This window comes from Bacteroides sp. 14(A) (assembly GCF_000526555.1).
Lineage (GTDB): Bacteria > Bacteroidota > Bacteroidia > Bacteroidales > Bacteroidaceae > Bacteroides > Bacteroides cellulosilyticus.
This window is the reverse complement of record NZ_JAGH01000001.1, coordinates 1170127-1196393: the sequence shown is the minus strand read 5'-3', so window position 1 is coordinate 1196393 and position 26267 is coordinate 1170127. Positions and strand designations below refer to the sequence as shown.

The following is a 26267-nucleotide window of genomic DNA, read 5'->3' as shown; positions in this document are numbered from 1 at the left end:
TATGAATGAAAAACATGAAGTTCTTTCGTTCAAGCCCTTCTTATGGCTTGTTCGAACAGCAGTCATCATGCTTGTGTTAGCATCTAACTGCCTGACTGCTACAGCTCAAACAGAAACGAGAGTCCACGGAACTGTAAAGTCTGCCACAGATGGTTTGCCCCTGATTGGTGTAAACGTAGTTGAAAAAGGTACCTCCAACGGTACGATCACCGACATCAACGGAAGCTATACGCTGACGGTGCCCGGTAACTCAGAACTGGTATTTACATACATCGGCTTTGCAAACCAGGAAGTAAAAGTGATCAGTGGAAAAAACACTTATGACATCACCTTGACAGAAGACTCCAAAGCCCTGGAGGAAGTGGTAGTCATCGGCTACGGTGTACAGAAAAAGAGTGTGGTAACAGCCGCCATCAGCCAAGTATCCGGCGACGAACTGGCAAAAGGCAGCCCCACCAATTTCCAGAACGCCCTGAAAGGGAAAGTTTCAGGCGTACAGATCATGAGCGAGTCCGGAGCACCAGGAGCCGGTTCTACTGTACGCATCCGCGGTGTCGGTACCATCAACAACTCCAATCCACTCTATTTAGTGGACGGTATGCCGGTGGATGACATCAATAATATTAACCCTTCGGACATCGAATCCGTGGAAGTATTGAAGGATGCTGCCTCCGCTGCCATCTATGGTACACGTGGCGCCAACGGTGTAGTACTTGTCACTACCAAGAAAGGATCGGTTCAGAAACCCGTACTAACTTATGAAGTCTCTTACGGCTGGCAAAGTTCTACAAAAAAACTGGATTATATGAATGCGGCCCAATATCAGATGATGGTGAATGAAATGAACAAGAACGAAGGGAAGGAGCTGAAGTTCCCAAACTTCGACATCAACAACCCTTCCACCTATCCCACCACGGAAACCGATTGGCAGGATGAGCTGCTGAACAACCATGCGCTGGTATACAACCATAAAGTATCCCTTTCGGGTGGTACGGACAGAGGCATCTACTATGCTTCCTTTGGTTATCTGAACCAGAACGGCGTGGTTGCCAGTGAGAACTCTTACTACAAGAGGTATAATGCCCGCTTCAACAATACCTACACGGTAATGGAAGATAAAAACCGCTTCTGGCTTCCCAAAGTGACCTTCGGTTCAAACATCAGTTATTCGCACACGGAATCTATGGGTATCGGAAACAACAGCGACGTATCCGGTGTACTTACATCCATGGCACTGACTCCCCCTAATGAGCCTATTTACCAGACCGATCCGGAACAACTGAAAATCTACGACCAACTGTACGCCGGCTATGTGAAAGACGCAGATGGCCGTGCCTACAACATTATTAACTACATGCGTGAAATGGGTAACCCGCTGGCAGTACGCGACGTCAGCAATAATACACTTAACACAGCCAACAATTTCAACGCCAACCTGAATTTAGAAGCAACCCTGCTGCCGGGACTTAAATTCCGTACCAATGTAGGGCTTGCTTGGGCATTCTGGGGTTCCAGAGGCTACACTCCGGAATATTACATTACGACCAACAACCGTAACGAAACGTCCAGCGTGTTCCATAAAAAGAATGAAAGCTATAAATGGCAGGTAGAAAATGTGTTGAGTTATGAAAAGACAATCGGCAAACATGCATTCTCCGTATTGGTAGGGCAGTCCGCATTGAGCGAAGAGAGCACCGGTCTGACCGGTGAAGACTACAACCTGTTGCGTTTGGGCATGGAATATGCTTATCTCAACAGTGCCGCCGCCGAACGCTCGCTGGAAAGAACAGATGATTACATCAACCAGCACCACCTTTCTTCCTTCTTTGCCCGCGCCACATACAACTATGCCGAAAAGTATATGTTAAGCTTGGTGTTCCGCCGTGACGGTTCTTCCAACTTCGGTCCTAATAACAAATATGCCAGCTTCCCTTCCATATCTGCCGGATGGAACATGACGGAAGAGAAATTTATGAAAAACCGTCCCGGATGGTTGAACCTCATTAAGTTGCGTGCCAGTTGGGGGCGGAATGGTAACGAGTCCATCGGCGCTTTCCAATACACCAGCCTCCTGAATATGGGTAGCAATAACCTGGCTCTGGGTAAAGGCAGTAAGGATCAGATATATGTAGGTATCGTATCCGCCGGATATGCCAACCCTTCCATCCAATGGGAAACTTCGGAACAGACGGACCTGGGTATCGACCTGCGCTTACTGAACAACAGTTTATCCTTCTCTGTAGACTACTTCGACAAACGAACCAAGGATATGATCCTCTGGTTGCAAACTCCCAAATATCTGGGTTATTGGGGTATGAATGCCAACTCCGGTACTATGAGCAACAAAGGTGTTGAAATGGATGCCACTTACCGCTTCAAAGCCGGTGGCGTGAACTTCTCAGTAAACGGAAATGCCTCCTACGTAAAGAACGAAGTAACCGACCGTGGTCCCGGCTTCTCATCTATCGCTACCCTGGGTGCCGGTATGGCCAATCCGAACGTAGCCATCGTGGAATCGGGAATGCCTTATGGATACTTCCGCGGATATGTACACGACGGCATCTTCCAGAACTGGGATGAAGTCAACGCTCATGTAGGCCCCAGCGGCAAGCCACTTCAGCCCAATGCAAAGCCGGGTGACATCCGTTTCAAGAACTTATGCAACGATGACTTGCTGGACGACAAAGACCTTACCATGATCGGTAATCCAAACCCCGACTGGGTTTACGGTTTCTCACTGAACATAGACTGGAAGAACATTGACTTTTCTGTTTTCTTCCAGGGTGTAGCCGGCAATCAGATATTCAATTACGACCGCCGCGCCAATGTCCCATACGCCAACTGGCACCGCAAATGGCTGGACCGCTGGCACGGTGAGGGCACTTCAAACTGGTGGCCGCGTGTTGTAGAAGATGATGGTGCCAACCAGAACACTTCACGCGTCAGCAACCTCTACGTTGAAGACGGGGATTATCTGCGCCTGAAAGTATTGCAACTGGGATATACCTTTCCCAGCCTGCTGACCAAGAAAGCTCTTATCAGTAACCTACGTATTTATATCCAGTGTGATAACCTGCTGACGTTCAGCAAATATCGCGGCTACGATCCGGAAGTGGGTTCACGTAGCGGTCTGGATTCAGGTTCCTATCCTCAGGCACGCGTATTCACTTTAGGTGCGAGTGTTAGTTTCTAATATCTTAATATATCAATGATATGAAAAAGAATCTTTTATATATATTGCTTTTTGCAATGTCGCTCACCTCTTGCGGCGATTTTCTGGAATTATATCCCAAGACGCAACTGAACGACGGAGACTTCTACAAGACAGAAGACGATGTTAAGATGGGCCTGTACGGCCTCATGAATACTCTGCAACATAGTGTAGACAATATCTATTCCACCTTTATCTATATGTCGGACGAAGGCGATACAGGTGGCGGACCGGGTGAAGGTGGCTATGGCCTCGATCTTTTTCAGTTCGACTCCAACAACTGTCCCAACTGGTGGGGTGGTGAATGGAACCTGGGAATGTACGAAGGTATCGCCCGCGCCAACCTTCTGTTAAGCAAACTGGACGGAGCCACCATGACAGATGCCGCACGTACACGCCTCAGGGCTGAAATCACGTTCGCACGCATGGTATTCTACTATTATATGTTTATCGGTTATGAACAGTTCGTACTGATCGACCGCATCATTTTGCCGGACGAAATGTATTCCGTACCCAAAGCATCGCGCGAAGACTGCTATAAGTTCATCATGAACGATCTGGACAATACCATCATCGGTAACTTACCGGTAACAGTACCCGATGAAGAATGTGGACGTTACATCAACGATGCGGCTATCGCTATGAAAGCCAAGATGATCCTCTTTGCACGTGACGAATCACGCTATGCCGAAGCTCTAAATGATATGCGCCAGATTATCAATAGCAAGCGCTACGACTTGCTGCCCGACTTTACCCGGATCTGGTTGCAGGAAGGCGAATTCTGCCAGGAATCCATCATGGAATTTGTATATACCGAGAAAGCAAACTCCAATGACTGGGGCGGCTACATCAATGGTGTTTGTAACAACTTGCCGACGTGGTGTAGCGGTCGCGGCATTGTCGACCCGCGTAGCGCCGAAGAGGGCGGTTTAGGCGACGGCTGGGGACAAGCAACCGTAAAGCGTAACGTGTACGACTGGTACGAAGAAGGTGACACCCGTCGCGAAGGTACTTTCATCGACTATGCGGTGGAAGCACAGAAAGTCAGGGACCTGGGTTATGAGGTAGATTTTCATGTAGACGACAACCAGATGTCTTTTGACGGATTCGGTAACTATAAGTATCACGCGCGTAAAGGATATACTTCCGCCACTTCTTATCTGAATTATAACAATAACTTCCGTTTCCTACGTTTTGCCGACGTACTCCTATTGGGTACGGAACTCGACATCCGCGCTAATGGAACTGCAAGTGCCGAAGGACAAGGCTGGTACTCACGCATCAGAAAGCGTGCCTTTGGGGATGACAACCACACCCCTGACCTGACAAAGATGAATAAACAGGAAGCACTGGATGTGATCTTCAATGAAAGGGGGTTAGAATTTGCATACGAACTGCATCGCTGGATAGACTTGATGCGCTTTGATAAGGGAGCCGAAATTTTGGGTGAGAAGGGATGGACGGAAAAGTACAGATACATGCCTATCAGCCAGATGGATTTGGATGAAGCGGATGGTAACCTGACACAGAATCCGGGATGGAGCAAATAATCTCTATATTCACATAGCACATTCAAAACAGTTAAAAAAGATGGCGAACCTTGCTGAAGGGTTCGCCATCCCTTATCTTTTCTCACGCAAACTTAACTTGACCAATCTCATTTGCAAAATCATGCAATGATTGCTCTATTTTCTCGACAGTGGATTTAGAAGGTCTTCTGCGTCCTGTAACATAGTGGCTTAACTGACCTTGATTGACACCTGTTATTCTAGCCAAACCTGCTAAAGAGAAGGCGTAGGCATAGTAATTAAGAAAAGATGCCATGTCGTAAATGAAATCAAACTCCACATCAGGAAATTTAGATCCTTCTTCAGCATACACTTCTTGCATTTCGCCAACGGCTTTCATAAAATCAGCTTTGGTTTCTTCAACGCTTTTCCCTTCGCCGATGCAACCAAATTCACAGTTATCATCTGCAATATAAGCGGAGAAACTGCCGTCAATTCCTCGCTCAATAACAACATTGATTTTCTTACTACTCATCTTTTGCACTTTATTAATGGTTTCGTTTTTTTTCTAATTATCTTCAAGAGATGGAGAATTATTTAATCCCTGCATCCCTTAGAATGCTTCTTAAAGTACCGGGTTTAACTTCTTCTGAACCGTGGTGGCTGGTTTGAAATCTTTTCCCAGTCTTGGGGCTGAACCAAATAGGATGCCCTCCTTTCCTTGTTATTTCATATTCTTTCCTTTTTCATATGATGCAAAGATACGAAAATTAATATCACACACAACCTTTATGGTATTAATTTTAATATCATTTGGATTTTACATTGTACATGAATACAGCACCCGCATGAACAGCATCATTAAAAATACCTAATTAATATTGGGAAAAAGGAGGAGCAATAGTTCCTCCTTTTTGTTTTTTCCTTCCCTCCTATCCGGAAAAGAGGAATATTCTGATTTTTCCGGTTTTAACAAATGGATACCAGCAGGAAACAAATAAAACAGATTGCCTTATTTTTTGTCGTACATAATATATATTTCTATAAATTGATAATAAAACTATGGCGACTGTAAAAGTAAAATTCAGAAAATCATCGGTGGAGGGAAAAGCCGGTACAATCTATTACCAGCTATGCCACAAGCAAAGCAACAGGCAGATAACCACCCGAATGCGCGTACTTCCCCATTGGTGGGATGCAGAAAAAGAAACATTCATAGCTGAAGCGGACAACAATGGGTTGTCGGCCCGCTACCAACAGCAAATAGAGAAAGACTTGCTGTGCATCCGTCGGATTCTATGCGAATGGGACGGAGAAGGAAGAGACTACACTTTAGCGGATGTCATTGACCGCTTTCGTACTTTGAATGAAAACGGAGACACAGTGCTGTCTTGTTTGGCAACCCTGATCGATGAGCTTAAAAACGATGGCCGGTGGGGAAATGCCCGCAATCTCCAACGGGCATTGAACAGCTTCTCCGACTTCCTGGGAGGCTTAGACAGACCACTCAAGCAGGTAGACGAAAGACTTGTCATGGAATATGAACAATGGCTCCGGATACGAAAAGTGAGCAAAAACAGCAGTTCTTTTTATATGCGGACTTTGCGCTCTGCATATAATAAAGTGATAAACCGGAATCAAATGGAACAAACATTTCCTTTTCGAAATGTTTATACCGGTGTAGAGCGTACCCGCAAACGTGCCGTACCCGAAGATATCATGGTTCGTTTACAAAAACTAGACCTGACACATTCTGCTCCGCTTGCCTTTTCTCGCGACATGTTTATTTTCAGTTATTGCACCCGTGGAATGGCTTTTGTAGACATTGCCTATCTGAAAAAGGAGGATGTAAGCGGAGGAATACTTAGTTATGTCCGCCATAAGACGGGACAGCGCCTCACTGTTCGCATAGAGCCTCTTATTGAAGAGATTATCGAGCGCTACGAGCCATTTGTCCACAACAGTCCCTACCTTTTTCCAATTATTACATCTAATGATCCGGAAGAGGCTTTCCGACAATATCAGACGGCGCTGGGTTATCATAACCGGAAATTGAAGAAACTGGGGAAGTTGACAGGAGAAAATCTACATCTCTCCTCCTATACCGCAAGGCATAGCTGGGCGACGGTTGCACGCAAACACAACGTCCCGTTGTCCGTCATAAGTGCAGGTATGGGACACACTTCCGAGAAGACTACACTCATATACTTGGATTCTGTAGAAAATTCACTGATAGACAAGGCCAATGAAGAAATTTTAGAGGCATTATGTCGTAACGTTTCTAAGTAAGAAACCTTAAAATTACGGCGCAAAGATATAACAAATAAAAGAATAAAACAACATAATGCTATAAATATTTGTTTATATTTTACTCTCAAAACAAGTATAAAATATTGATTTTTAATACAATAAGCAACTACTTATACAAAAAAGAAATGAATAGATATTTAAAACAGATGCTAATATAGAACTCGATAGATATATTCTAAAAAAATTATCCATACATCGTACCGAATCTACAAAACCTAAAAAAATAGGATAAAAAGATATTTTTTATCCTACAGGAATTCAACGCATTAAAACGTCGTGCCGTTTCTTACTTAGAAACGGTACAATTACAGGGTTACGGATACCTTCTCCTGGGTCAGGAGAAGTTCCGAGTTCCAAAAATCGACAGACAAAACGAAGAATTGGATTAACCTTGCTTGCTGCGCATCAGAGTTGCTTTAAAGATCAGAAATACTCCGATACGCAGGAATGGAAGGAATATCTTTTAGGTGAGATACGACAAATATGGAAGAGGTATCTTCAATTATGCATTGGTATGCATTCAAAGTCTTTTACAATAAGGTATTTGAGATAGAAGACTCGCTGAATAGAGACAAAATCGAGACCTATATTCCTTGTGAAAGAATTCTTGTGGAACGTGGCGGAGTGAAAAAGTACGTGCGAAAACCGATCATTTCCTCCCTGCTGTTCTTCTATTCCACAGAGAAACAAGCACTGGCGTTACAGCAGAAACTGACAGACCGAGTCCTCCTATATACCCGTCTTGTCAATTGGCAAAAACTGCCAATAGCTATTCCTGAACGGGAAATGAAAATTTTCATGCTTGTCACTTCCTCCGGCGAGAAAGGGCTGGACTATTTCGGCGACGTCCCCATGGAGTACAGCACCGGTGAACGGGTGCTTGTTACGGACGGTCCATTCAAGGGAGCAGAAGGCTGTATACACCGCATCAAAGGAAATCGTCGCCTGATAGTGGCAATACAAGGTGTGTGTGCGGTGGCAACTGCCTATATTCCCCAATGCTTTCTCAGGAAGATATAAATCAATACATTTAAACAAGCTCTCACCTAATCAAATCCTTCAGAAATGACAACCTGCTATTTTGAAACTTTGGCGGCATTCGCCGTCAGCTGCCTGCTCAGTGCAATGATTATTCCCAAGATATCGCTGATAGCTTTCAGGCGGCGACTTTTCGATCCGTTGGACGACCGAAAGTTGCATACGACGCACATTCCCCGTCTGGGGGGAATCGCTTTTTTTCCGTGTATCATTATGCCCATTTCGCTCGTCATTGCCTGCCATAATCTCTGTACAGACAGCAATTTACTCAGTTGGGAACAATCCACTTGTCTGCTCACCCTATTCAGCTGCCTCTTCATGCTCTATCTGATGGGAATGAGAGACGACCTGATAGGTATGCGCTACCGTGCCAAATTTATCATCCAGACACTTTGTGGCCTTCTATTGGTAGCCTCCGGCTTTTGTTTCGACAATCTCTACGGACTGTTTGGCATCTACGAATTACCCTATTATGTGGGCATACCATTCACAGTCTTTATCATTGTCTATATCATGAATGCAATTAATCTTATAGACGGTATCGATGGCCTGGCTTCCGGATTGAGCATGATAGCATTCTTCGCTTTCGGTTGCATGTTCGTCTGTCTACACTGGTGGTTGTATGCCTTTATCTCCTTTGCAGCTTTGGGGGCACTGATACCATTCTTCTATTATAATATGTTCGGACAGACCCGCCGCGGACGGAAAGTGTTCATGGGAGATACCGGCTCATTGACTATCGGTCTGTTGCTGGCTGTAATGGCCATTCATCTCAGTATGTCCGATCCCGTCAAGGAAGAACTCTTTCCCGGTGCTATCGTGACGGCTTTCTCTTTCCTGCTGGTGCCAATGCTGGACGTGGTTCGGGTAGTGCTTCACCGCCTGCGCAACCATCAACCTCCGTTTCTCCCCGACAAAAATCATATCCACCATAAATTCATCGCCTTGGGTATGTCTCAACATCAGGCACTCTGCTTCATCCTGAGTATCGCCTGGCTTTTTATTATTGTCAATACACTCTTAGCCTCTTACCTGTCCGTCACCGTACTGTTCCTGCTGGACGTAGCGGTATGGACAGCGATGCACTTCTACATCACAGCAAAAATTACAAAAAAACACCCAAGAAATTAAGACTTCATACCTTATACTTCATATTTCTATTTTATATTAAAATTAAAACATGAAAAATCATCTTTTATACTTGCTATTTTCGTTGGCGTTGCTCTCATCGTGCAACACATCGAAAGAGATAATCTATTTTCAGGACGTGGAGGTAAACAGCCCCGAAGCGGTGGCCCCACCCCAGGACATCACCGTTCAACCCAAGGATCAGATATCCATCGTAGTGTCGAGCAAGGACCCCGAACTGGCGGCTTTGTTCAACCTGACACGCGTGCAGCAGAGGGTAGGTTCCACGGGACTGAACAACAGCAACAACAACGGAGAAATTTCCGGATATACGCTTGATGACAAAGGTGCCATCGACTTTCCCGTATTGGGAAACCTCACTGTGGCGGGCATGACCCGAAGCCAGATTGCCGCATTGGTAAAACAAAGACTGAAGGAGGAAAACCTGGTGAACGACCCGGTGGTCACCGTGGAGTTTATGAACCTCAGCTTTTCCGTCCTGGGTGAAGTGAAGACTCCCGGAAAATACAGTATCTCAAAAGACTATATAACCTTGCTGGAAGCTATCAGCATGGCCGGTGACCTTACCATCTACGGTAAGCGGGATGCCATCTTCGTGATCCGTGAAGAAAAAGGAGAACGGGTGACGCACTGGGTGGATCTCCGCTCCTGCGATCTATTCAAATCTCCCGTTTATTACCTGAAGCAGAACGACGTGGTATATGTGCAGCCCAACAAGGTACGTGCCGGACAATCCACACTGAATGAAAACAGCGTGAAAAGCGTAGGATTATGGATTAGCATCGGATCATTCCTCACCTCCCTGGGTGTATTGCTGTTTAAATAATTACTTATTATTATGGTTGAAAAGAAAACGCCTGTCGGCAAACCCGCCGATGACTTTATACGGATACAGGATCTGTGGAGCATGTTCGTTCCCAAATGGTACTGGTTCGCCATCTCCCTGTTCATTACCCTGACTATAGCGGTGTTGTACCTGCTGAGTACTCCCCCTATTTACACCCGTACCGCTGCCATTCTCGTCAAGGACAACTCGAAAAGCAGCTCTTCTACCAACGCTATGAACGACTTTTCCGATTTGGGTATCTTCAAGTCCAATACCAACATCAACAACGAGTTGCTGACATTAAAGTCGCCCACACTGATGACAGAGGTAGTCAACCGGCTGGGATTGAACGAAACCTTTACCATCCGCAAAGGATTAAAGAACGTAGATTTGTACAAAGTATCTCCTGTCACCATTACATTCTGCGACAAAATAGAAGTGCCATTAAGTTTCACCATCAAGTTCTCTTCAAAAGAGACGTTTGCCATCTCCGAACTTGAAATATCGGGAGAAGACATAGGCGAAACACTCTCCGCCCAAATGGGCGACTCCATACAGACCTCTGCCGGGATCATGATCGTATCCCCTACACAAGAGTTTACCGACGTTTTTATAGGCACATCTATCCGGTACGTCTCGGGAAGCGTGCGCGCTGCCGTCGATACCTATTCAAATGCACTGGTCGCTGAACTGGGTAACGAAGATGCCACTATCATCAACCTCAGCATCAATGACACTTCCATCCGGAAAGCGGAAGACATCCTGAATACCCTGATCGAAGTCTATAATGAGAACTGGATTCGGGACAAAAACCAGATTGCCGTCAGCACTTCGCAGTTCATTAGCGACCGCCTGGGCGTGATAGAGAGCGAATTGGGGCATGTCGACGAAAATATCTCCAGCTACAAAAGCGAGCACTTGCTACCCGACGTACAGGCGGCATCCAGTCTCTACATGGCGCAGTCCGCTGAAAACAACAAAGAACTGTCGACGCTGAACAACCAGCTCTCCACCGCCCAATATATCCGCAGAGAACTGAATACAAAACAGTTGGACCAAACGTTGCCCGCCAATTCAGGTATTGTCAGCGCCAATATAGAAACGCAAATCAGTGAATATAACAATCTGGTGCTGGATCGCAACCGACTGATAGCCAACAGTAGCGAAAAAAATCCGTTAGTAAAGAACATGGCCAGTTCCCTACAGAGTATGCAGCGAACCATTATCCAGTCGGTCGATAATCTGATCGTTTCACTGAATACCCAAATACGTAGTCTCCGCCGTCAGGAAGAGGCTACTACCAACCGGCTGGCATCCAACCCGAACCAGGCAAAGTATTTGCTGTCGGTGGAACGCCAGCAGAAAGTAAAGGAAGAACTTTATCTCTATCTGCTACAAAAGCGTGAAGAAAACGAACTCTCACAAGCATTTACCGCCTACAACACCCGCCTGATTACCGCTCCGCGCGGCAGTATGTTTCCTACCGCTCCCCGCAAGATGAATATCCTGTTGGTGGCATTTGCCGTAGGATTACTGGTTCCGGCAGTAGGCATCTTCATGAAGGAGAACATGAATACCAAAGTGCGAGGTCGGAAGGACTTGGAAAATCTGAGCATCCCATTCATAGGCGAGATTCCCCAATACTCCGGCACAAAGAAAAAATGGTGGGAATTCAAGCACCGGAAGCGGCAGGACATGAAAACCATAGTGGTGAATGAGGGCAACCGCAACATCATCAACGAGGCATTCCGTGTGTTACGTTCCAACATGGATTTCATGGCAAGCAAGGACAACAACCAACATGTTTTCGTATTAACCTCATTCAATCCCGGCAGTGGAAAAAGTTTCCTAGCCATAAACATTGCCATAAGCTTCGCCATCAAAAAGAAGAAAATCCTGGTCATTGACGGAGACTTCCGGCACAGAACCGTCTCTTCTTATGTCGATTCTCCGAACAAGGGATTAAGCGACTACCTGAACAATCAGATTGAAGACTGGAAGGAAATCATAGTGTCCTACAAGGGATACACGAACCTGCACATCCTGCCCATCGGAACAGTACCTCCCAATCCAACGGAACTACTGGAAGACAGCAAGTTGTCTATGCTGATAGAGGCATTAAGACCGGAATATGATTATATCTTCATAGACTGTCCTCCTGTTGACATCGTAGCCGACGCACAAATTATTGAAAAATGGGCGGACCGCACCATTTTCGTAGTCCGCTCCGGCTTGCTGGACCGGTCCATGCTTTCCGAACTGGAAAATATGTATACCGGAAAACGATTTAAAAACCTCTCCATGATACTGAACGGAACGGAAAGTACCGGAGGACGTTACGGCTATCGCTACGGATACCATTACGGTTATGCTTCCTATTATGGCAGTAAAGATAAATAAAACTCATGTGGCCATTTTCTAAATCCCAGCCCGTCGCGGCAAGCGGCATCCTTTGCGAAATGACCGACTACCACTCCCACATATTGCCCGGGGTAGACGATGGCGTGAAGACAATGAACGAGTCACTTCAGATTCTTGCGGAGATGAAACACCAAGGAGTCCGCAAAGTGTGGTTTACTCCCCATATCATGGAGGATATACCCAATACCAACGCCGGGCTGAGAGAACGATTTCAAGAATTGAAAGAGAAATTCCGGAAGCCGGAAGATGCCTATTGCGGTACGGTGGAACTGAATCTGGCCGCTGAATACATGATGGACAACCTCTTCGCGGAGCGTCTGGAGGCCGACGATCTGCTTCCGATCTACGAAGGCGGTTACCGGTATCTGCTGGTTGAAACCACCGGTTTCACTCCGCCCATGAACCTGCTGCCCGTCCTGAAACGCATTCAGACGAAGGGCTACCGGCCTTTACTGGCACACCCCGAACGTTATCTATATATGGGCACGTCCTACTACTGTATGTTGAAGCAAGAACAGGTTGCTTTCCAGTTGAACCTTCCGTCACTGACGGGAGCATACGGCACATATATACAAAAAAAGGCCGTATCCCTGTTGAAAGCAGGGATGTACGACCTGACAGGAACCGATATGCATTCTTCAAAACATTTCAAAGAATGGCTCGGAACACGGATTGGCAGTCGAGACAGGGACATGCTTTGGGCACACTTCCCGGCATGTCGCGATGGCCTCTGAGTTGCGCCTTCGGGAAGAGTTTCAGCAACTTTGTCAGAAGTTGTTCCAAGTTTTCGAACTGCTCCGGGGTAAGCGTGTCAGCGGGATGTCCTTCCGAGTCCAGTCCGCCTTCATAGCATACACCGATGGAGCACCGGTTGAAAGGACGGCAGTGGGCACCCACTTCGAGCAGTCGGCGATGCTGACTGACGGTGCCATCGCGACGGACGTAAAAGTGATAACCGATAGTACGGAAGCCACGGGCACGATGGTCGCGCAAAAGTTGTTCTACGGTGTAGTCGCTGTTACAGCGTGTGGCGGAACAGTGCAGAATGATATAGCGTACGGAGTCGGTGGAGTCCATCATCAATCCGCTTTCCACCCGGACGAGGAGTTCGCGCTCATTAAGCACTTCCTCCTCGCCCACAATCATGGGAAATGTTTCCTGTATCATGGCAACAGACATTCGATGGCGGTTGAACAACTGGTTATTCCCAGTGCCGTAAGAGCCGCAATGGCTGCCTGGATAATGGCATTGAGCAGGGACACCCAGGTGATTTTATTCTTTTTTGCAGAGTCGGTCATGAGATTTATTATTTATAATTTATGATCTATAATCTATAAGCTGCGCAATGTGCGCTTGCGAAACCTCATACGCTTCGCCCACGCACCGCGCAGCCTTTAATTGTTAATTATTAATTATTAATTTTGAATAATTCTATCCCAAAGGATTTTCGTCCAGTCCGCCTCCGCCGGGATTGTCGGTTCCGCCTTCATCATCCACATTGCCCGGGTCGGACGAAGTCACCTGTTTGATGACTTTTCCGTCCTTGTCGTAACAAGTGATGTTGATGGAGGTATCCTTCAGTTCCTGCTTGATGGTGGTACTGGGAGTGAAAATGACCTTGCGGGTGGTGATGAGTCCCGTACCTACATCTTCCACTTTGGAGACAGCCGCGGCTTGCAGGCCGAAGCGCATGGTACCCACTCCGGGCAGGGCAACGGAATGTCCCTCGGTGGTCCATGCCTTGACAACCTCACCAATGGCTTCCCAGGCAGCCTGAAGGCTTCCCTTCGGGATTCCCGAGCGGATGGAGGCTTCGGATATGACTTTTTCCTGCTTCAGCGTGCTGTAGATTTCTGCCTGCATGATGAAACGATATTCCCCTTTCGAGGGACCTACCGACAGTTTGGTCTGACGGGCTTTTACTTTGATTCCCATAAGTTTAATAATTTAGTTAATCAGTTGGCGAAATTTATTTTATTCCGTTCTGTAGGGTTATGAGTTAAATGATAAATAATCTTTTAGACACGGATGACGCGGATGACGCGGATCTTTTTTTTATCCACTTTTATAGCGCAGCCTTTTAAATCCGCGTTATCCGTGTCATCCGCGTCTAAGAAATAATATACCGAATGGCACTAATCACTTATCACTAAACACTAATCACTTTTGTTCTTTTCTACATCAGAAAGAATAAATCCCGTCAACTGATTCGGTTAATAATCTGTGGCAAAGATAGGACGGACCGGAAACCGACTTATGGGTTTCGATGGGTTCCGATGGGTTTCGCCTTACGGGTCGCCCAAATGGCGGACAATCAGCGACACTTGCCGGGATGTGAGCAACTTCTGCGAACGATGATAACCGACGGTTTCCAGTTCCATCATCAGCGGAGGACAATCATAAATCCAGCGCATCAGGCGGTTGGTGGCCACAGCGGATGTTGAATCCGGAAAGTAAAGTAGAGCCAGTTCGCTCTTCTTCATGGAGATGGGATGGAAGGACATGGTGGGAGAAATTAAAAATTAAAGAATTAAAGGCGTTCCGGATATGGGAGTTTTTTCTTCCTAACTGGAGAATTTTTTTTTCCCAGTTGGAGAAAAAAAAGCGGAATCTTGCAAACTTGCATTTCTTGCAGCCCCCTCACACCCACACACGTACATACACGTGCATGAAGCGGATGGGATCCTTTTTCCGAACGACGTTTCATTTGAACCTGTATTCTCCGCGCCCGCTTTTCACCAGCTGCCCTTTGTTCAGCATTCGCTTCAACAGCGAGTCGAGCGTGTTGGCAGGTATTCCATACTGTTCACCCGCTTGAAGGGCCTGGCTACGGGTGAAGTTGAGAGGCAACAAATCCAGGAATGCCTCCTGCGACGTTTTCTGTTGCATGGAGTCGCCCGCCGGAAGGAACGACAGGATATGACACGAATGCAGGTACAGAGGTTCCGTGAGTGACAACACGGCATGAAAGTCATTGCTGTTGACGGTGAGATCGAACTGAGGTACCACGCCATCCTGCACGTTCTCATGCGGAATGTGAGGTGAAGGCAACAAGCCCGGGCATGACTTCAGCGCTTTTACAAGGTCGTCCACCGGCTTTTCCGCAGCAGTACGGTCGATACCGTCCGTTGCCATTAACAAGGCTTCGAGCGAGCGCATCAATGCCACGATGCCAATGATACGGCAGATGTTGATGGCGATACGTGCCACCGCACTTTTCATAGGATCGCCATGAGCCGCACCCGCACGACCGAATATGCGTGAAAAGTGAACGTTGAATTCCTCTTTCTGCTCTTCGGTCAGTTTCAGGTTGATGCCGCTTACGACAGCCGCCAAGGCATCGAGCAGGCATTTCCAACGTTCTCCCCAAAGGGTGAACATACGGTCGTAGTCGATACCGGATTCGCAGAACTGATCCACCCATTCACGAATGGGAGGCATGCAGTAAAACAACTGGCGCGAGAACAGGCCGTTCTCCGCCGAGGGAATGAGCGGCTTCACTTGGGCAGGCGTACCGCTAAGCAATACGCTAAGATAGGATATTTTACACTCCCGGTATTCGTGGTTGGTGCGGCGGTTGTAAGCCAGGCGTTCGTGGTCGAAACTCTTTCTCAGGGTATCGCTCCAGTGTCCGTAGTCGGTACCGATGGCAGTGCTCACGGTGTCCGCTTCGGTTTCGCATATCAGTCCGGCACCGTTGGCATCCATCAGGTTCTCCAGCATGCCGGCTCCGGAGTTGTCACCCGCAATAAGGAACATTTTCATGCAAGGCTGTTCGGGTTCGGGCTTGCTTGCCTTCTCCTTGCCCAGCATGTCCCATTGCACCTTCTCAAGGCGATAGGCTTTCATCTTTTCGCTGTACGATTCCATCAGCGCGTCGTGCAGGGGTTCAGCCAGCCGGCGCACCCAGGTCAGCGCTCCTTTGCCGGAAGCGGGCGGAGCGATGACAAAGGTTTGCAGGCACGGAAATTTGATCTTGCGGCCATAGACAAAGCTCAACAGCCGGTTGAGGGTGGCTCCGAATACAGTCAGTGCTCCCAGCAGCAGGATGTCCCTTTGGGCGGGCGATTCGCCGCAGTCCACCACTTGTTGCAGGAAGAGCGGCCATCGGTATTCCGGGAAACAGGGCAGCGAGACGGAGGTTTCCACATCGTTTTCTCGCACGTACGTGTGGGTGGGTGTGAGGAGGGGCTGCAAGTTTTGCAAGTTTGCAAGTTTCTTGTCGAAACGCACGCCTGCCAACTGGGCCAGGTGGAACACCGTTCCTAAGGAATTGCCCCCTCGCCCATTCTGCAAGGTGTGGTCGTAAAGTTTGTCAGCGTCGGCCTGCCGATACTTCGCAGACAGACTGCAAAGCCGGTGAAAAAAACTGCGTCCCGCCTCGCCGCAACTGTTGGCAATGGCGAAGGCCAGCGGCATGTATTCCTGATACGTAGGTGCAAGGTTGGCTCCGGCCTGTTCTGCGGCAATAGTCAACTGTTCGATAATGTCAAGTTCGTTCACGATGATAGGATTTGTAATTTGTAATTCGTAATTTGTAATTCGCAACTCGCCCTAAATTTTGCACTTCGCTTCTTCATCGTATGCCAGGAAGCAGGCTCTCGACATATCGGCATTGGCGGTATCGGCCTTTAGTCCATGACGCCATTCCAGATAGTCCCAGGCAGTGTGTAGAGCATTGTCGAACGAGTGTTCCAGCGTATCTGTGAGATTCAGCCGGTAGGGTACAAAGAGTTTCACTCCTTTGGCACCGGGGCTTACGAAGGCAAGGTCGGGTTGTAGCACTTCGTCGGCAAAAAGTCGGTCGCGCCACATCATGGCCTCTTCGACAGAGGCTAGATGATCGATGTCTATCACAAAGTCTCCGGACGGCAGCATGATGCACTGCTCCCGACAGTACGAAAAGATTCCGGCAGGCGTGACGTAGGGCAGCAAAGTCTGTTTTTTTCCACGGAATGCTTTATCGTTTTCCGTATCGGCCCTTACTCTTTGTGTCAGCTCCTTCAGATGGGAATCAGAGGAGATATAGGCATGAAGCCCCACTACGCTACACACTCCGGAAGGCACTTTGTTGGTGATGGGAGCGTTGAAAAAAGACATGATAGATTCTTTCATGAAATTGATTCTGATTTAATTAAAACTATATTTTATATTTAACAGATTTATATCAACAAAGATACAGGATATAATTCATCCTATACACTGCATTAAAAGCCATTTACTAAGCATTTATAATCATTGAGTGCTTATTGATTTATCATTAAAATAATTAAATAGAATGGAGAGAGAAAATATAAATATGAACGACAAACCGGAAATAGAGATAAAGATATTCGGCGGTACGAACATGATAGCCCCGGCAGGCGCTACCGCCGTTCAGAATTTTTACGGCGATCAGTTTGCCGAGGTCGCCATCCGTCCCGAAGAAACCGAGGGCATTGAAAGTCTGAACGATGCCGAGTGCCTTCTCTTCACCTACGTGCCCGACGTGAAAAAAGTGCATGAGTACACCCGACTTCTGGGCGAATGCGCCACCGCCCACGATCTGGCGGGTGTAGTGAGCATCATGCTCAGCGAACCCCGCGTGGGCAAGGACACGGTGGTGAAAGGCACCTTCATCGAGGTTCTTCTTCCTTTCGCTTCCCGACTGACATCGGGGGCAAAGGTGGACAATGTGAGACAACAGATTAATAATATGCTGATGAGGCAAGGGAGAGGAGGAAAATAAAGGAGGCAGTTTAGAGAATGTAACCTTTTAGTATTTAAAACTATTATAAGAAACAATGCTTATACAAAAAACAAATGTAGAGGGTTTGGTCATCATTGAGCCACGCCTTTTCAAAGACGAACGCGGCTACTTTTTCGAGTCTTTTTCCCAACGGGAATTTGAAGAGAAGGTGCACAAGGTGAATTTCGTGCAGGACAATGAGAGTATGTCATCATACGGAGTACTTCGAGGGCTTCATTTTCAGAAGCCGCCTTTTGCGCAAAGTAAACTGGTGCGTGTCGTCAAAGGCCGCGTGCTTGATGTGGCGGTAGATATTCGCAAAGGATCGCCCACATACGGTGAGCATGTGGCTGTAGAATTGTCAGAAGATAATCATTTGCAATTCTTCATTCCCAAAGGTTTTGCCCATGGTTTTGCCGTATTGAGTGAAGTGGCTGTATTTCAGTACAAATGTGACAACTATTATGCTCCACAAGCCGACGGTGGAATCAGTATCTTGGATGAAGGCATAGGAATAGACTGGAAAATACCGGCTGATAAAGCGATACTGAGTGAGAAAGATACGAAGCATCCGTTATTGAGGGATTTTGAGAGTCCGTTTGAGTATGGGATGGGGCTTTATGAATGATGAAGACACTTCTAACAGGGTCCCATGAATAATTGAATTTGCATCTCTTTATCTATATATTGGTGACAAGACACTCTACATTCCCACATTTCACTTTTTGTCGTTTAAGTCGGTAAGTTACATGTGGTTGATTTGTAATACAGAGAGGATTTTTATAAACTGAATGTCACTCGAAAACCTCTTAACAATCTTAATTTCGAATATTTCTCTAATATTTTTTTGTAAATCATAGTGGGAAGCCCTGTAAATACTGAAAAAAAGCGTATCGCCCAAAATACCTTGTATCTATATCTGAGGATGCTGATTAATTTGATGGTAGGACTTTATACCAGCAGAATTATTCTTGACGTTTTAGGAGTAAGCGATTATGGACTATATAATGTTGTTGGTGGAGTAGTTGTGCTTTTTAGTTTCCTAACGGGAGCCTTGGGAGGAGCGACATCAAGATACATAACATATCATGTCGGGAAGAAAAATGTAGAAGAGCTAATAAAAGTCTTCGGAAATCTGAAAACTCTTCATATTCTATTAGCCTTAGTTATATTTGTTTTGGCGGAAACTATCGGATTATGGTTTTTAAATACTCAATTAAATATTCCGGCAGGTCGTGAAGCAGCATCATTTTGGGTCTATCAGTATGCTATGTTCTCGGCACTTATCGGAATTCTATCCCTACCATACTATTCGGATTTAATTGCCCATGAGCGATTGGGCATATATGCAGTATTTACCACTATAGAAACCGTATTGAAATTAGTGATTGTCATAGTACTGCCATATATTCAGTATGATAGTTTAATTGCCTATTCCTTTTTGTTTTTATTAATTACAACAATAACCAGACTTTTATTTCTTACATATTCGAGAATCAAGTTTGTAGAAGCTAAAACAAAACCTTTATTTGATAAAAGCTTACTGCATGAAATTTCACTATTTACTATCTGGACGTTAGTTGGCCATTTTGCTGTTATGGGAACGACTCAAGGACTTAATATTTTGCTTAATCTCTTTTACGGTACAGTAGTAAATGCGGCGAGAGGAGTGGCAGTTCAAGTGCAGGGCGTTATTATGCAATTCTGTTACAATTTTCAAATGGCATTGAATCCTCAATTGACTAAAAGTTATGCTGACGGGGACTTGATAAATATGCGTAGGTTATTAATAATCAGTTCCAAATTCTCTTTTTATTTATTGTTGTTGTTGACTTTACCTATAGTATTGGAAACTGAAATTGTTTTGGATTTATGGTTGAAGAGTGTTCCTCAACATACGATATGGTTTGTGCGTTTGATTCTCTTCCAAAGTTTAATGTTGGCTCTGTCCAATCCATTATCTATTTCTATTCAAGCCACCGGTAAAATAAAGAAAATCAAAATAATAGAAGGCCTCTGTCAGATACTAACCCTTCCCATTTCTTTCCTAGTACTAATGTTTTCTAATTATCCGCCTGAATCTGTATTCATAATCGGTTGTTTGGTAGAAATATTCACTCAGATTATAAGAGTTAAACTAATCTTACCTATTATATCAATCAAGGTATCTGAATATATAACTGAGGTCATCATACCTATAATCAAAGTTTTGTTTATGGCATCATTACTGCCGTTCCTGTATTCTATTTGTAGAGAAAGCTCAATCCTAAACTTTTGTATATCTATGCTGTTCTGTATGATTTCCGTATGCTTGTGCTCTTACTATTTAGGATTAAGTCATAATGAACGTCAATATATAAACAGATTAATAGCTTCGAAATTGAGTCTTAGCAGTGTAACTCGAAAATTTAAATCATGAAAAATATATTGGTTGATTTGACATATATAAATCCTGATGTAATGGCAGGTGTAAGTGTATATATTTATAGGCTGCTAAGTGGATTTGCTCAGTGCCATTATACTGAGAATATAATATTATTATGTACCCATAATAACATTCATGCTATTAAAAAGGAGACAGGAAATTCATTTCAGCTTCTTGTTTTTGACGATATTAATATTTCAAAGATTCCTCATATACATGGTATGTTGAATCTATATAGAATGAATAGATTGATTGCAAAAAACAAGATTGACAAATTCTTTTCGCCATTTATCAATATAGCAGGGTTGTATACTTCAAAAGTCCCATGCATAGGAGTATTTCATGACACTCAAGGATTTAAGTTGAAGCATGGTCGATTGAAGAGACTTTTATTTAAAACCACTTTGAAACATATACTCACCCGACAGCAAAGGTTGGTTACGATTTCTAACTATGTTAGAAATGATATTCTTCATAAATGCCCTTACATTAGAGTGGAAATAAGTGTAGTATATAATAGCATTCCCAATACTCAATATTTCCAGGAGCGTACAGTTTCATCAAGTTCACCCTACATTCTTAATGTTAACACCCTTGAACCGTATAAGAATATAATTACGCTTATAAAAGCCTTTGCTTTAATAAAAGAAGAAATTAGTCACAATTTAATAATCAAAGCAAAAAGATTACCATATTGGGATGAACAAGTACTCCCTTTAATAAAAGAGTTAGGAATAGATGGTAGAATAAAGCTAATTGATAATAAATATTCTGAGGCTGAGATGCATAAATTATATAGTAATGCAAGCTTATTTGTTTCTCCTTCGCTAATGGAAGGCTTCGGCTTTACACCTATAGAAGCGGCTATTCATTGTGTTCCAGTTGTTTGCACCAAAGAAACAGCTCTTTATGAAACAACAAAAGGCCTCCTCAACTACTATGAACCCGCTATGTCCGCAGAACATCTGAGTAGAAAAATGTTAGATGTACTTAACACTGAATATGAGCCGGAATATCTGAAAAATATAGCTAAAGAATATATTCAAACATATTCCCCTCAAAAGCAAGCAGGCAAATTTATCGAACTTTTTAATCAGTAATTTCATTATGGTAAGTGTTATAGTCCCAGTATACAACTCTTCACAATATCTCGCAAGATGTATTGATTTCATCTTAAATCAATCATACGATGATTTTGAACTATTGCTAATAAATGATATATCCCAAGCCACAAAGGATGGGAATAATTCATAAAATGATACAAGAAAGATATAATATGTGGTCGCCTGAGAATCAGAACAATGAAAGCTAAATATCCTTTTACGCCTTTCTGTTTAAGGCGATTCCTTATGCATGTATTATAGATTTTGTAATGAAATTATTGAAATACTTACATTTGTATTGAAGTGAAAAAAATTGGTATTGTTACATGGTACGGAGGCAGTAATTATGGAACTTCGTTACAGGCCTTTGCATTGGCGCATGCGGTTGGCAAGTTGGGGGCTAAGCCCTATCTGTTAAAGAAATATTTCACATGGAGAAACTGGGCTGGTAACATTCTTAGAAGTTTTGCGACCTCTTCAGAATACAATCGGCTGCATGGATATAACTTCAATAAAGCAAAGAAAATTAGACACTTTAAGAGTGAGACATTCAATGAGTTCTGTCGATGTGTAGGATATTTAGGACGCTTCCTATATAAGTCGCAGATTTCAAGTATGAATGCAGTAATATCAGGAAGTGACCAGTTATGGAATCCGGCACACACAGAGCCATTCTTAATGTTACAAGGTTTGAACACTAAAAAATACTCTTACGCTTCCAGTATAGGGGTCGGAGCAATACCGAAAGCCCAAGTTTATCTGTACAAAAGTTGTTTGTCTTCATTTGAACATATTTCCGTACGAGAAGATACCGCAAAATTCATATTAGAAGATATCGTTAACAAGCCTATCAAGAAAGTGGTTGACCCTACTTTCTTGTTAGATATGAATGAGTGGGTATTTTTTAGCAATGGTTATACTCTTCGAAAATTTGACACCCAAAAACCATATATCCTATGCTACTTTATAGTGGACAACATAACCTATTGGGAATCAGTAAAAATGATTAAACAGGAAACAGGCATTCAACGTATAGTAGTATTGCCTATGCAACCGGGCCATTTTCAAAAATCAAGCGAAACGATAGAGGATGCCGGTATTCAAGATTTTATTTACTTAATCCTTCACTCTTCAATGGTGTGCACTGATTCTTTCCACGCAACAGCTCTCAGTATAAATCTAAACAAGGAATTTGTTACTTTGATGCGTTTTGCTAACGGAGATATTCAATCGCAAAATTCCAGATTGTCTGACTTACTCAAACATTATCAGTTATCTGACCGTTTATTCGATGGCACAAAGTTTCCTCCACCAATAGGAGAACAATACATAAAAGTAAATCATATTTTAGAGAAAGACAGAAACGATTCTTTGGAGTATTTGAAAACGATTATTGATTGTTGTTGATATATGATGAATATATGTGATTATCATTTATGTACTGGATGTGCAACCTGTATGAATGTCTGTCCGCACAAAGCGATATCTATGCAGTCGGACAAACATGGCGAGTTACACCCTGTTGTTGATATGGCAAATTGTGTCGGTTGTGGTCTCTGTATAAATCGGTGTCCAGTTAATCAAGATACTGAAAGGTTGGAGCCGCGTAAATGCTTGGCTGTATGGGAGAAATCTTTGAACGATAGAAAATATTCAGCATCCGGTGGGGTGGCTGCGGCTTTATATAGAACCGTGGTATCTACGTACAAAGGAATTGGATATGGGGTTGAATGGGGAGATGAGTTAAAGGCACATTTCGTCCGGGCGAATGAATATCATTTGGATGCTTTAAAGGGATCAAAATATGTACAGGCAATTGTAGGTAATATCTATGGTCAAGTAAAGATGGATCTATATGAAAAACGTACGGTATTGTTCATAGGACTCCCCTGCCAAATAGCAGGTCTTAAGAACTATCTTCATAAAGAATATGCCAATCTGATTACATGTGACTTGCTGTGTCATGGTGTGCCACCTCAAGACTATCTGGTTAAAGAAATAAAAAGCCTTATTCCCTCAAAACATTTGAAGAACATTACCAATTGTAGATTTAGAGGGAATGACAAATATAACTATTGGCTGACCTTATGGAATGGCGATAAGCTTTTATATGGGAAAAAGGCTGTACATTCTTACTATCTCACTGGCTTTTTAACTTCAATTACCCTTAGAGAAAGCTGCTACCATTGCAAATACTCAGATAGAAAAAGAGTGGCAGATATAACAATTGGAGATTTTTTAGGATTAGGAGAGTTGCAATCACATAACGGAACTCCTCCCCAAAACATTTCGGTGGTCACCCTTAACTCCGATAAAGGTGTTAAGTTTTGGGACAAAGTGAAATCATCATCATTACAGCAAGAAGAGCGAGCAATTGATGAAGCCGTAAGCGGAGGAGGTAGTTTTAGGAATTGCGCCACACGCAATCCCAAAAGAGAACAGTTCTTATACAACTATGAAAAATACGGTTGGAAAAAGGCAATAAGAAAAAGTTTATGGAAAAGCATATTAAAGGCGAAGATTCAAAGCGTCTTCAATCATTGAGCAATAACAGTGGTATTGATGTAAGTATAATCCTTGTCAATTACAACACCACAGAACTCTTGGTAAATGCCATCCAATCCGTGTATGATAAAAGTAGAGGGTTTACTTATGAGATAATCGTGGTGGACAACAATTCCCAATCCAGCCCCGAACAGGCTTTAAAGGACTGCTTTTTAGGCCGTGTCATCTACATTCCATTAGCAGAAAATGTGGGTTTCGGCCGGGCAAATAATGAAGGGATAAAAATAGCTAATGGTCGTAATCTATTCTTACTCAACACTGATACTTATTTGGTTAACAATGCTATCTACATATTAAAATGTTATATAGATGAGCATCCTGAAGTCGGCAGTTGCGGCGGTTCACTTCTCCATGCAGATATGACACCAACTTATTCCTATCATCGCATACCATTTGGTATAATGTCGTATGAACTATCCGAACTTACTTTTGGATTAAGCAGAAAATATGTCAGCTATCCTTTTTATAACACGTCAGAAAAGCCAATCCCGGTTGGAAATGTATCTGGTGCAAACTTTATGGTTAGGCGAAGCGTGATTGAAGAGGTAGGTATGTTCGACCCCGATTTCTTTATGTATGGAGAAGAATCGGAACTATCTTGGCGAATACGCAAGGCAGGATTTAAGAATATGAATGTGCCCCAAGCACAAATCGTACATTTAGAAGGTAAAAGTTCACAGGTAAGCGAGCGTAAGCAACTCATGGAATTGGATGGGAGGAAAAAGAATTATTGTAAAACAAGAAATATCTTTTATTTCCATTTGGCAAACATCATGCTGATTACGGCGTGTTGCCTCCGCATTCTATTTTATTATATTAGGAGTAATAAAGGGGAAGTGTTGCGTTACAAACAATTGTTGAGGTTGATTTTTGTTGCTTACTATAAATGATTGAAGCATGAATTTTCGCTCGGTTTTAAAATACAGGTCAGAGATTATGGCTATTGCGACATTATGGATAACGGGTGGGCATTGTCTGTCTTTCTGTTCTGACCAATGGACTTTTTTGAATTATTTTCGCCCAGTGTTGGCATACGGATATGGTGGTGTAGAAATATTTTTGTTTCTTTCGGGCGTTGGCATTGCATTATCACTATCCAAGTCGCCAACTTTTATGAATTTCGTTTTTCGTAGGGTTAGTAGAATACTACCTGCCTATTGGATTATTCTGACTTTTTTCTATTTGTTGATTAATGGGTCATTCAGAGATTATTTTGGCGAATTTTTGACATTAAGTTATTGGTACCCGCTAATTATTGGCACTACAGGGGGGGAGTAATGTAACATTTTGGTATATCAGTGCGGCATTTGCATTCTACCTGTTATCTGTCCCCCTTTTCCCTATACTAAAGAAATATCCACGAACCATAACAAGTCTAATTTTATTGATTGACATTTCTTTGTTTTATTTGGGTATAATATGGTGTCAGGATACGCTTGGTCGCATTCATCTGTTTTTGGCACGTATTCCCATATACTTCAGTGGATTATATGTGGGTTCTAAGATAACAGATATACGATTTAACACCTTTACAATATGCCTTATCTCCTTACTGACATATCTTATTTTAGGAATCGGAAGTATGGTATTAGGTGGTAGGGTGATTACCTCGTATGGGCTTAATTTTGTCTTACTATATTTTATTGCCCCGGGGGTGATTATCGCTTTGGCAAGTTTATTTCGGTGGATGGAACAGCGGAAAATAGGGACCTATTTAAGTCGTTCTTTAAGGTACATAGGAAAACACAGCCTTGAATTATACCTTACGCATATAATGCTAATAGATTTAATGTTTCGTTATAATACGAAAATCAGTTTTCTGTTTTTTTTCGTGGCATCTGTTGCAACAGCAGTCGCATTAAAAAAGTTGGCATCATATTTTCTCATTCTGATTAAATTATTTTCTAATACACTATAAATGAAAGGAATCAAAGTATTAAATGTAGAGATACTATTTTAGCCCGAATCCTTGAACGCTATATT

Annotated in this window: 26 protein-coding genes; 18 read left to right on the top strand and 8 right to left on the bottom strand. The window is 43.8% G+C overall.

Features of this window, described 5'->3' with window-relative positions; all coding sequences use genetic code 11:
- The first annotated feature begins 1 nt into the window (after nt 1).
- Nucleotides 2-3193 (top strand): TonB-dependent receptor, encoded by a 3192-nt coding sequence (locus tag K429_RS0104300; protein ID WP_025726148.1) that lies wholly within the window; start codon nt 2-4, stop codon nt 3191-3193.
- A 20-nt stretch (nt 3194-3213) separates the two neighbouring features.
- Nucleotides 3214-4761: a RagB/SusD family nutrient uptake outer membrane protein gene (locus tag K429_RS0104295; protein ID WP_025726147.1), complete on the top strand. Its 1548-nt coding sequence runs from the start codon at nt 3214-3216 to the stop codon at nt 4759-4761.
- Between the two features lie 82 nt (nt 4762-4843).
- On the opposite strand, the gene K429_RS0104290 is transcribed toward K429_RS0104295, so the two are convergent.
- Together K429_RS0104290 and K429_RS29725 are read right to left on the bottom strand one after the other, a co-directional pair.
- Nucleotides 4844-5254 carry a type II toxin-antitoxin system HicB family antitoxin gene (locus K429_RS0104290; protein WP_007214923.1) on the bottom strand — a complete coding sequence of 137 codons (411 nt, stop codon included), beginning with the start codon at nt 5252-5254 and terminating at the stop codon, nt 4844-4846.
- A 58-nt stretch (nt 5255-5312) separates the two neighbouring features.
- Entirely contained in the window at nt 5313-5447 is a 135-nt protein-coding gene (locus tag K429_RS29725) for a type II toxin-antitoxin system HicA family toxin (RefSeq protein ID WP_081593086.1), read from the bottom strand.
- Nucleotides 5448-5781: 334 nt separating this feature from the next.
- Here K429_RS29725 and K429_RS0104285 point away from each other — a divergent pair, with 334 nt between their 5' ends.
- From K429_RS0104285 to K429_RS0104260, 6 genes are all read left to right on the top strand, one after another.
- Entirely contained in the window at nt 5782-7008 is a 1227-nt protein-coding gene (locus K429_RS0104285; RefSeq protein ID WP_025726146.1) for a site-specific integrase, read from the top strand.
- A gap of 504 nt (nt 7009-7512) precedes the next feature.
- On the top strand, nt 7513-8049 hold the full coding sequence (locus K429_RS0104280; RefSeq protein ID WP_007214926.1) for a UpxY family transcription antiterminator: 537 nt from the start codon (nt 7513-7515) through the stop codon (nt 8047-8049).
- A 45-nt stretch (nt 8050-8094) separates the two neighbouring features.
- Nucleotides 8095-9198, top strand: a complete 1104-nt coding sequence (locus K429_RS0104275; protein WP_025726145.1) for an MraY family glycosyltransferase — start codon at nt 8095-8097, stop codon at nt 9196-9198.
- A 49-nt stretch (nt 9199-9247) separates the two neighbouring features.
- Nucleotides 9248-10042, top strand: a complete 795-nt coding sequence (locus K429_RS0104270) for a polysaccharide biosynthesis/export family protein (RefSeq protein ID WP_007214929.1) — start codon at nt 9248-9250, stop codon at nt 10040-10042.
- Between the two features lie 12 nt (nt 10043-10054).
- Nucleotides 10055-12442 (top strand): polysaccharide biosynthesis tyrosine autokinase, encoded by a 2388-nt coding sequence (locus K429_RS0104265; protein ID WP_025726144.1) that lies wholly within the window; start codon nt 10055-10057, stop codon nt 12440-12442.
- A 5-nt stretch (nt 12443-12447) separates the two neighbouring features.
- Nucleotides 12448-13197 (top strand): tyrosine-protein phosphatase, encoded by a 750-nt coding sequence (locus K429_RS0104260; RefSeq protein ID WP_007217299.1) that lies wholly within the window; start codon nt 12448-12450, stop codon nt 13195-13197.
- Here K429_RS0104260 and K429_RS29720 read toward each other — a convergent pair.
- The 6 genes from K429_RS29720 to K429_RS0104230 form a co-directional block, all read right to left on the bottom strand.
- A complete protein-coding gene (locus tag K429_RS29720) occupies nt 13112-13630 on the bottom strand; it encodes an N-acetylmuramoyl-L-alanine amidase (RefSeq protein WP_081750829.1) in 519 nt (172 codons plus the stop codon). The genes K429_RS0104260 and K429_RS29720 overlap by 86 nt on opposite strands.
- Nucleotides 13627-13761: a smalltalk protein gene (locus tag K429_RS30180; protein WP_007217297.1), complete on the bottom strand. Its 135-nt coding sequence runs from the start codon at nt 13759-13761 to the stop codon at nt 13627-13629. The genes K429_RS29720 and K429_RS30180 overlap by 4 nt, the downstream gene beginning before the upstream one ends.
- 133 nt (nt 13762-13894) lie before the next feature.
- Entirely contained in the window at nt 13895-14398 is a 504-nt protein-coding gene (locus K429_RS0104250; protein WP_007214933.1) for a hypothetical protein, read from the bottom strand.
- A gap of 353 nt (nt 14399-14751) precedes the next feature.
- Entirely contained in the window at nt 14752-14967 is a 216-nt protein-coding gene (locus tag K429_RS0104245; RefSeq protein ID WP_022210886.1) for a DUF4248 domain-containing protein, read from the bottom strand.
- A 199-nt stretch (nt 14968-15166) separates the two neighbouring features.
- Complete coding sequence (locus K429_RS0104235; RefSeq protein ID WP_025726141.1) at nt 15167-16966, bottom strand: DUF3987 domain-containing protein; 1800 nt, start codon at nt 16964-16966, stop codon at nt 15167-15169.
- A gap of 51 nt (nt 16967-17017) precedes the next feature.
- A complete protein-coding gene (locus K429_RS0104230; protein WP_025726140.1) occupies nt 17018-17578 on the bottom strand; it encodes a BT4734/BF3469 family protein in 561 nt (186 codons plus the stop codon).
- A gap of 163 nt (nt 17579-17741) precedes the next feature.
- Between K429_RS0104230 and K429_RS0104225 the strand changes: the two genes are divergently transcribed.
- The 10 genes from K429_RS0104225 to K429_RS30795 all read left to right on the top strand — a co-directional run bounded on the left by K429_RS0104225 (nt 17742) and on the right by K429_RS30795 (nt 26202).
- A complete protein-coding gene (locus K429_RS0104225; protein ID WP_007217292.1) occupies nt 17742-18191 on the top strand; it encodes a hypothetical protein in 450 nt (149 codons plus the stop codon).
- Between the two features lie 55 nt (nt 18192-18246).
- Nucleotides 18247-18819, top strand: coding sequence for a dTDP-4-dehydrorhamnose 3,5-epimerase (gene rfbC / locus K429_RS0104220; RefSeq protein WP_025726138.1), 573 nt, complete (start codon nt 18247-18249; stop codon nt 18817-18819).
- 231 nt (nt 18820-19050) lie between these two features.
- Complete coding sequence (locus tag K429_RS0104215) at nt 19051-20610, top strand: lipopolysaccharide biosynthesis protein (RefSeq protein ID WP_025726137.1); 1560 nt, start codon at nt 19051-19053, stop codon at nt 20608-20610.
- Nucleotides 20607-21716 (top strand): glycosyltransferase family 1 protein, encoded by a 1110-nt coding sequence (locus K429_RS0104210; protein ID WP_007214950.1) that lies wholly within the window; start codon nt 20607-20609, stop codon nt 21714-21716. The genes K429_RS0104215 and K429_RS0104210 overlap by 4 nt, the downstream gene beginning before the upstream one ends.
- Before the next feature lie 7 nt (nt 21717-21723).
- A complete protein-coding gene (locus tag K429_RS29715) occupies nt 21724-21870 on the top strand; it encodes a glycosyltransferase (protein WP_230324597.1) in 147 nt (48 codons plus the stop codon).
- 152 nt (nt 21871-22022) lie between these two features.
- Complete coding sequence (locus tag K429_RS0104205; protein ID WP_025726136.1) at nt 22023-23126, top strand: polysaccharide pyruvyl transferase family protein; 1104 nt, start codon at nt 22023-22025, stop codon at nt 23124-23126.
- Nucleotides 23127-23129: 3 nt separating this feature from the next.
- A complete protein-coding gene (locus K429_RS0104200) occupies nt 23130-24263 on the top strand; it encodes a Coenzyme F420 hydrogenase/dehydrogenase, beta subunit C-terminal domain (protein WP_369796055.1) in 1134 nt (377 codons plus the stop codon).
- Complete coding sequence (locus K429_RS0104195; protein WP_044096345.1) at nt 24215-25174, top strand: glycosyltransferase family 2 protein; 960 nt, start codon at nt 24215-24217, stop codon at nt 25172-25174. Before K429_RS0104200 ends, K429_RS0104195 begins: the two co-directional genes overlap by 49 nt.
- A gap of 7 nt (nt 25175-25181) precedes the next feature.
- Nucleotides 25182-25562, top strand: coding sequence for an acyltransferase family protein (locus tag K429_RS31260; RefSeq protein WP_369796054.1), 381 nt, complete (start codon nt 25182-25184; stop codon nt 25560-25562).
- The gene (locus tag K429_RS30795; RefSeq protein WP_231501806.1) at nt 25540-26202 is read left to right on the top strand and encodes an acyltransferase family protein; all 663 of its coding nucleotides are present in this window, start codon (nt 25540-25542) and stop codon (nt 26200-26202) included. The genes K429_RS31260 and K429_RS30795 overlap by 23 nt, the downstream gene beginning before the upstream one ends.
- Nucleotides 26203-26267: the final 65 nt, after the last annotated feature.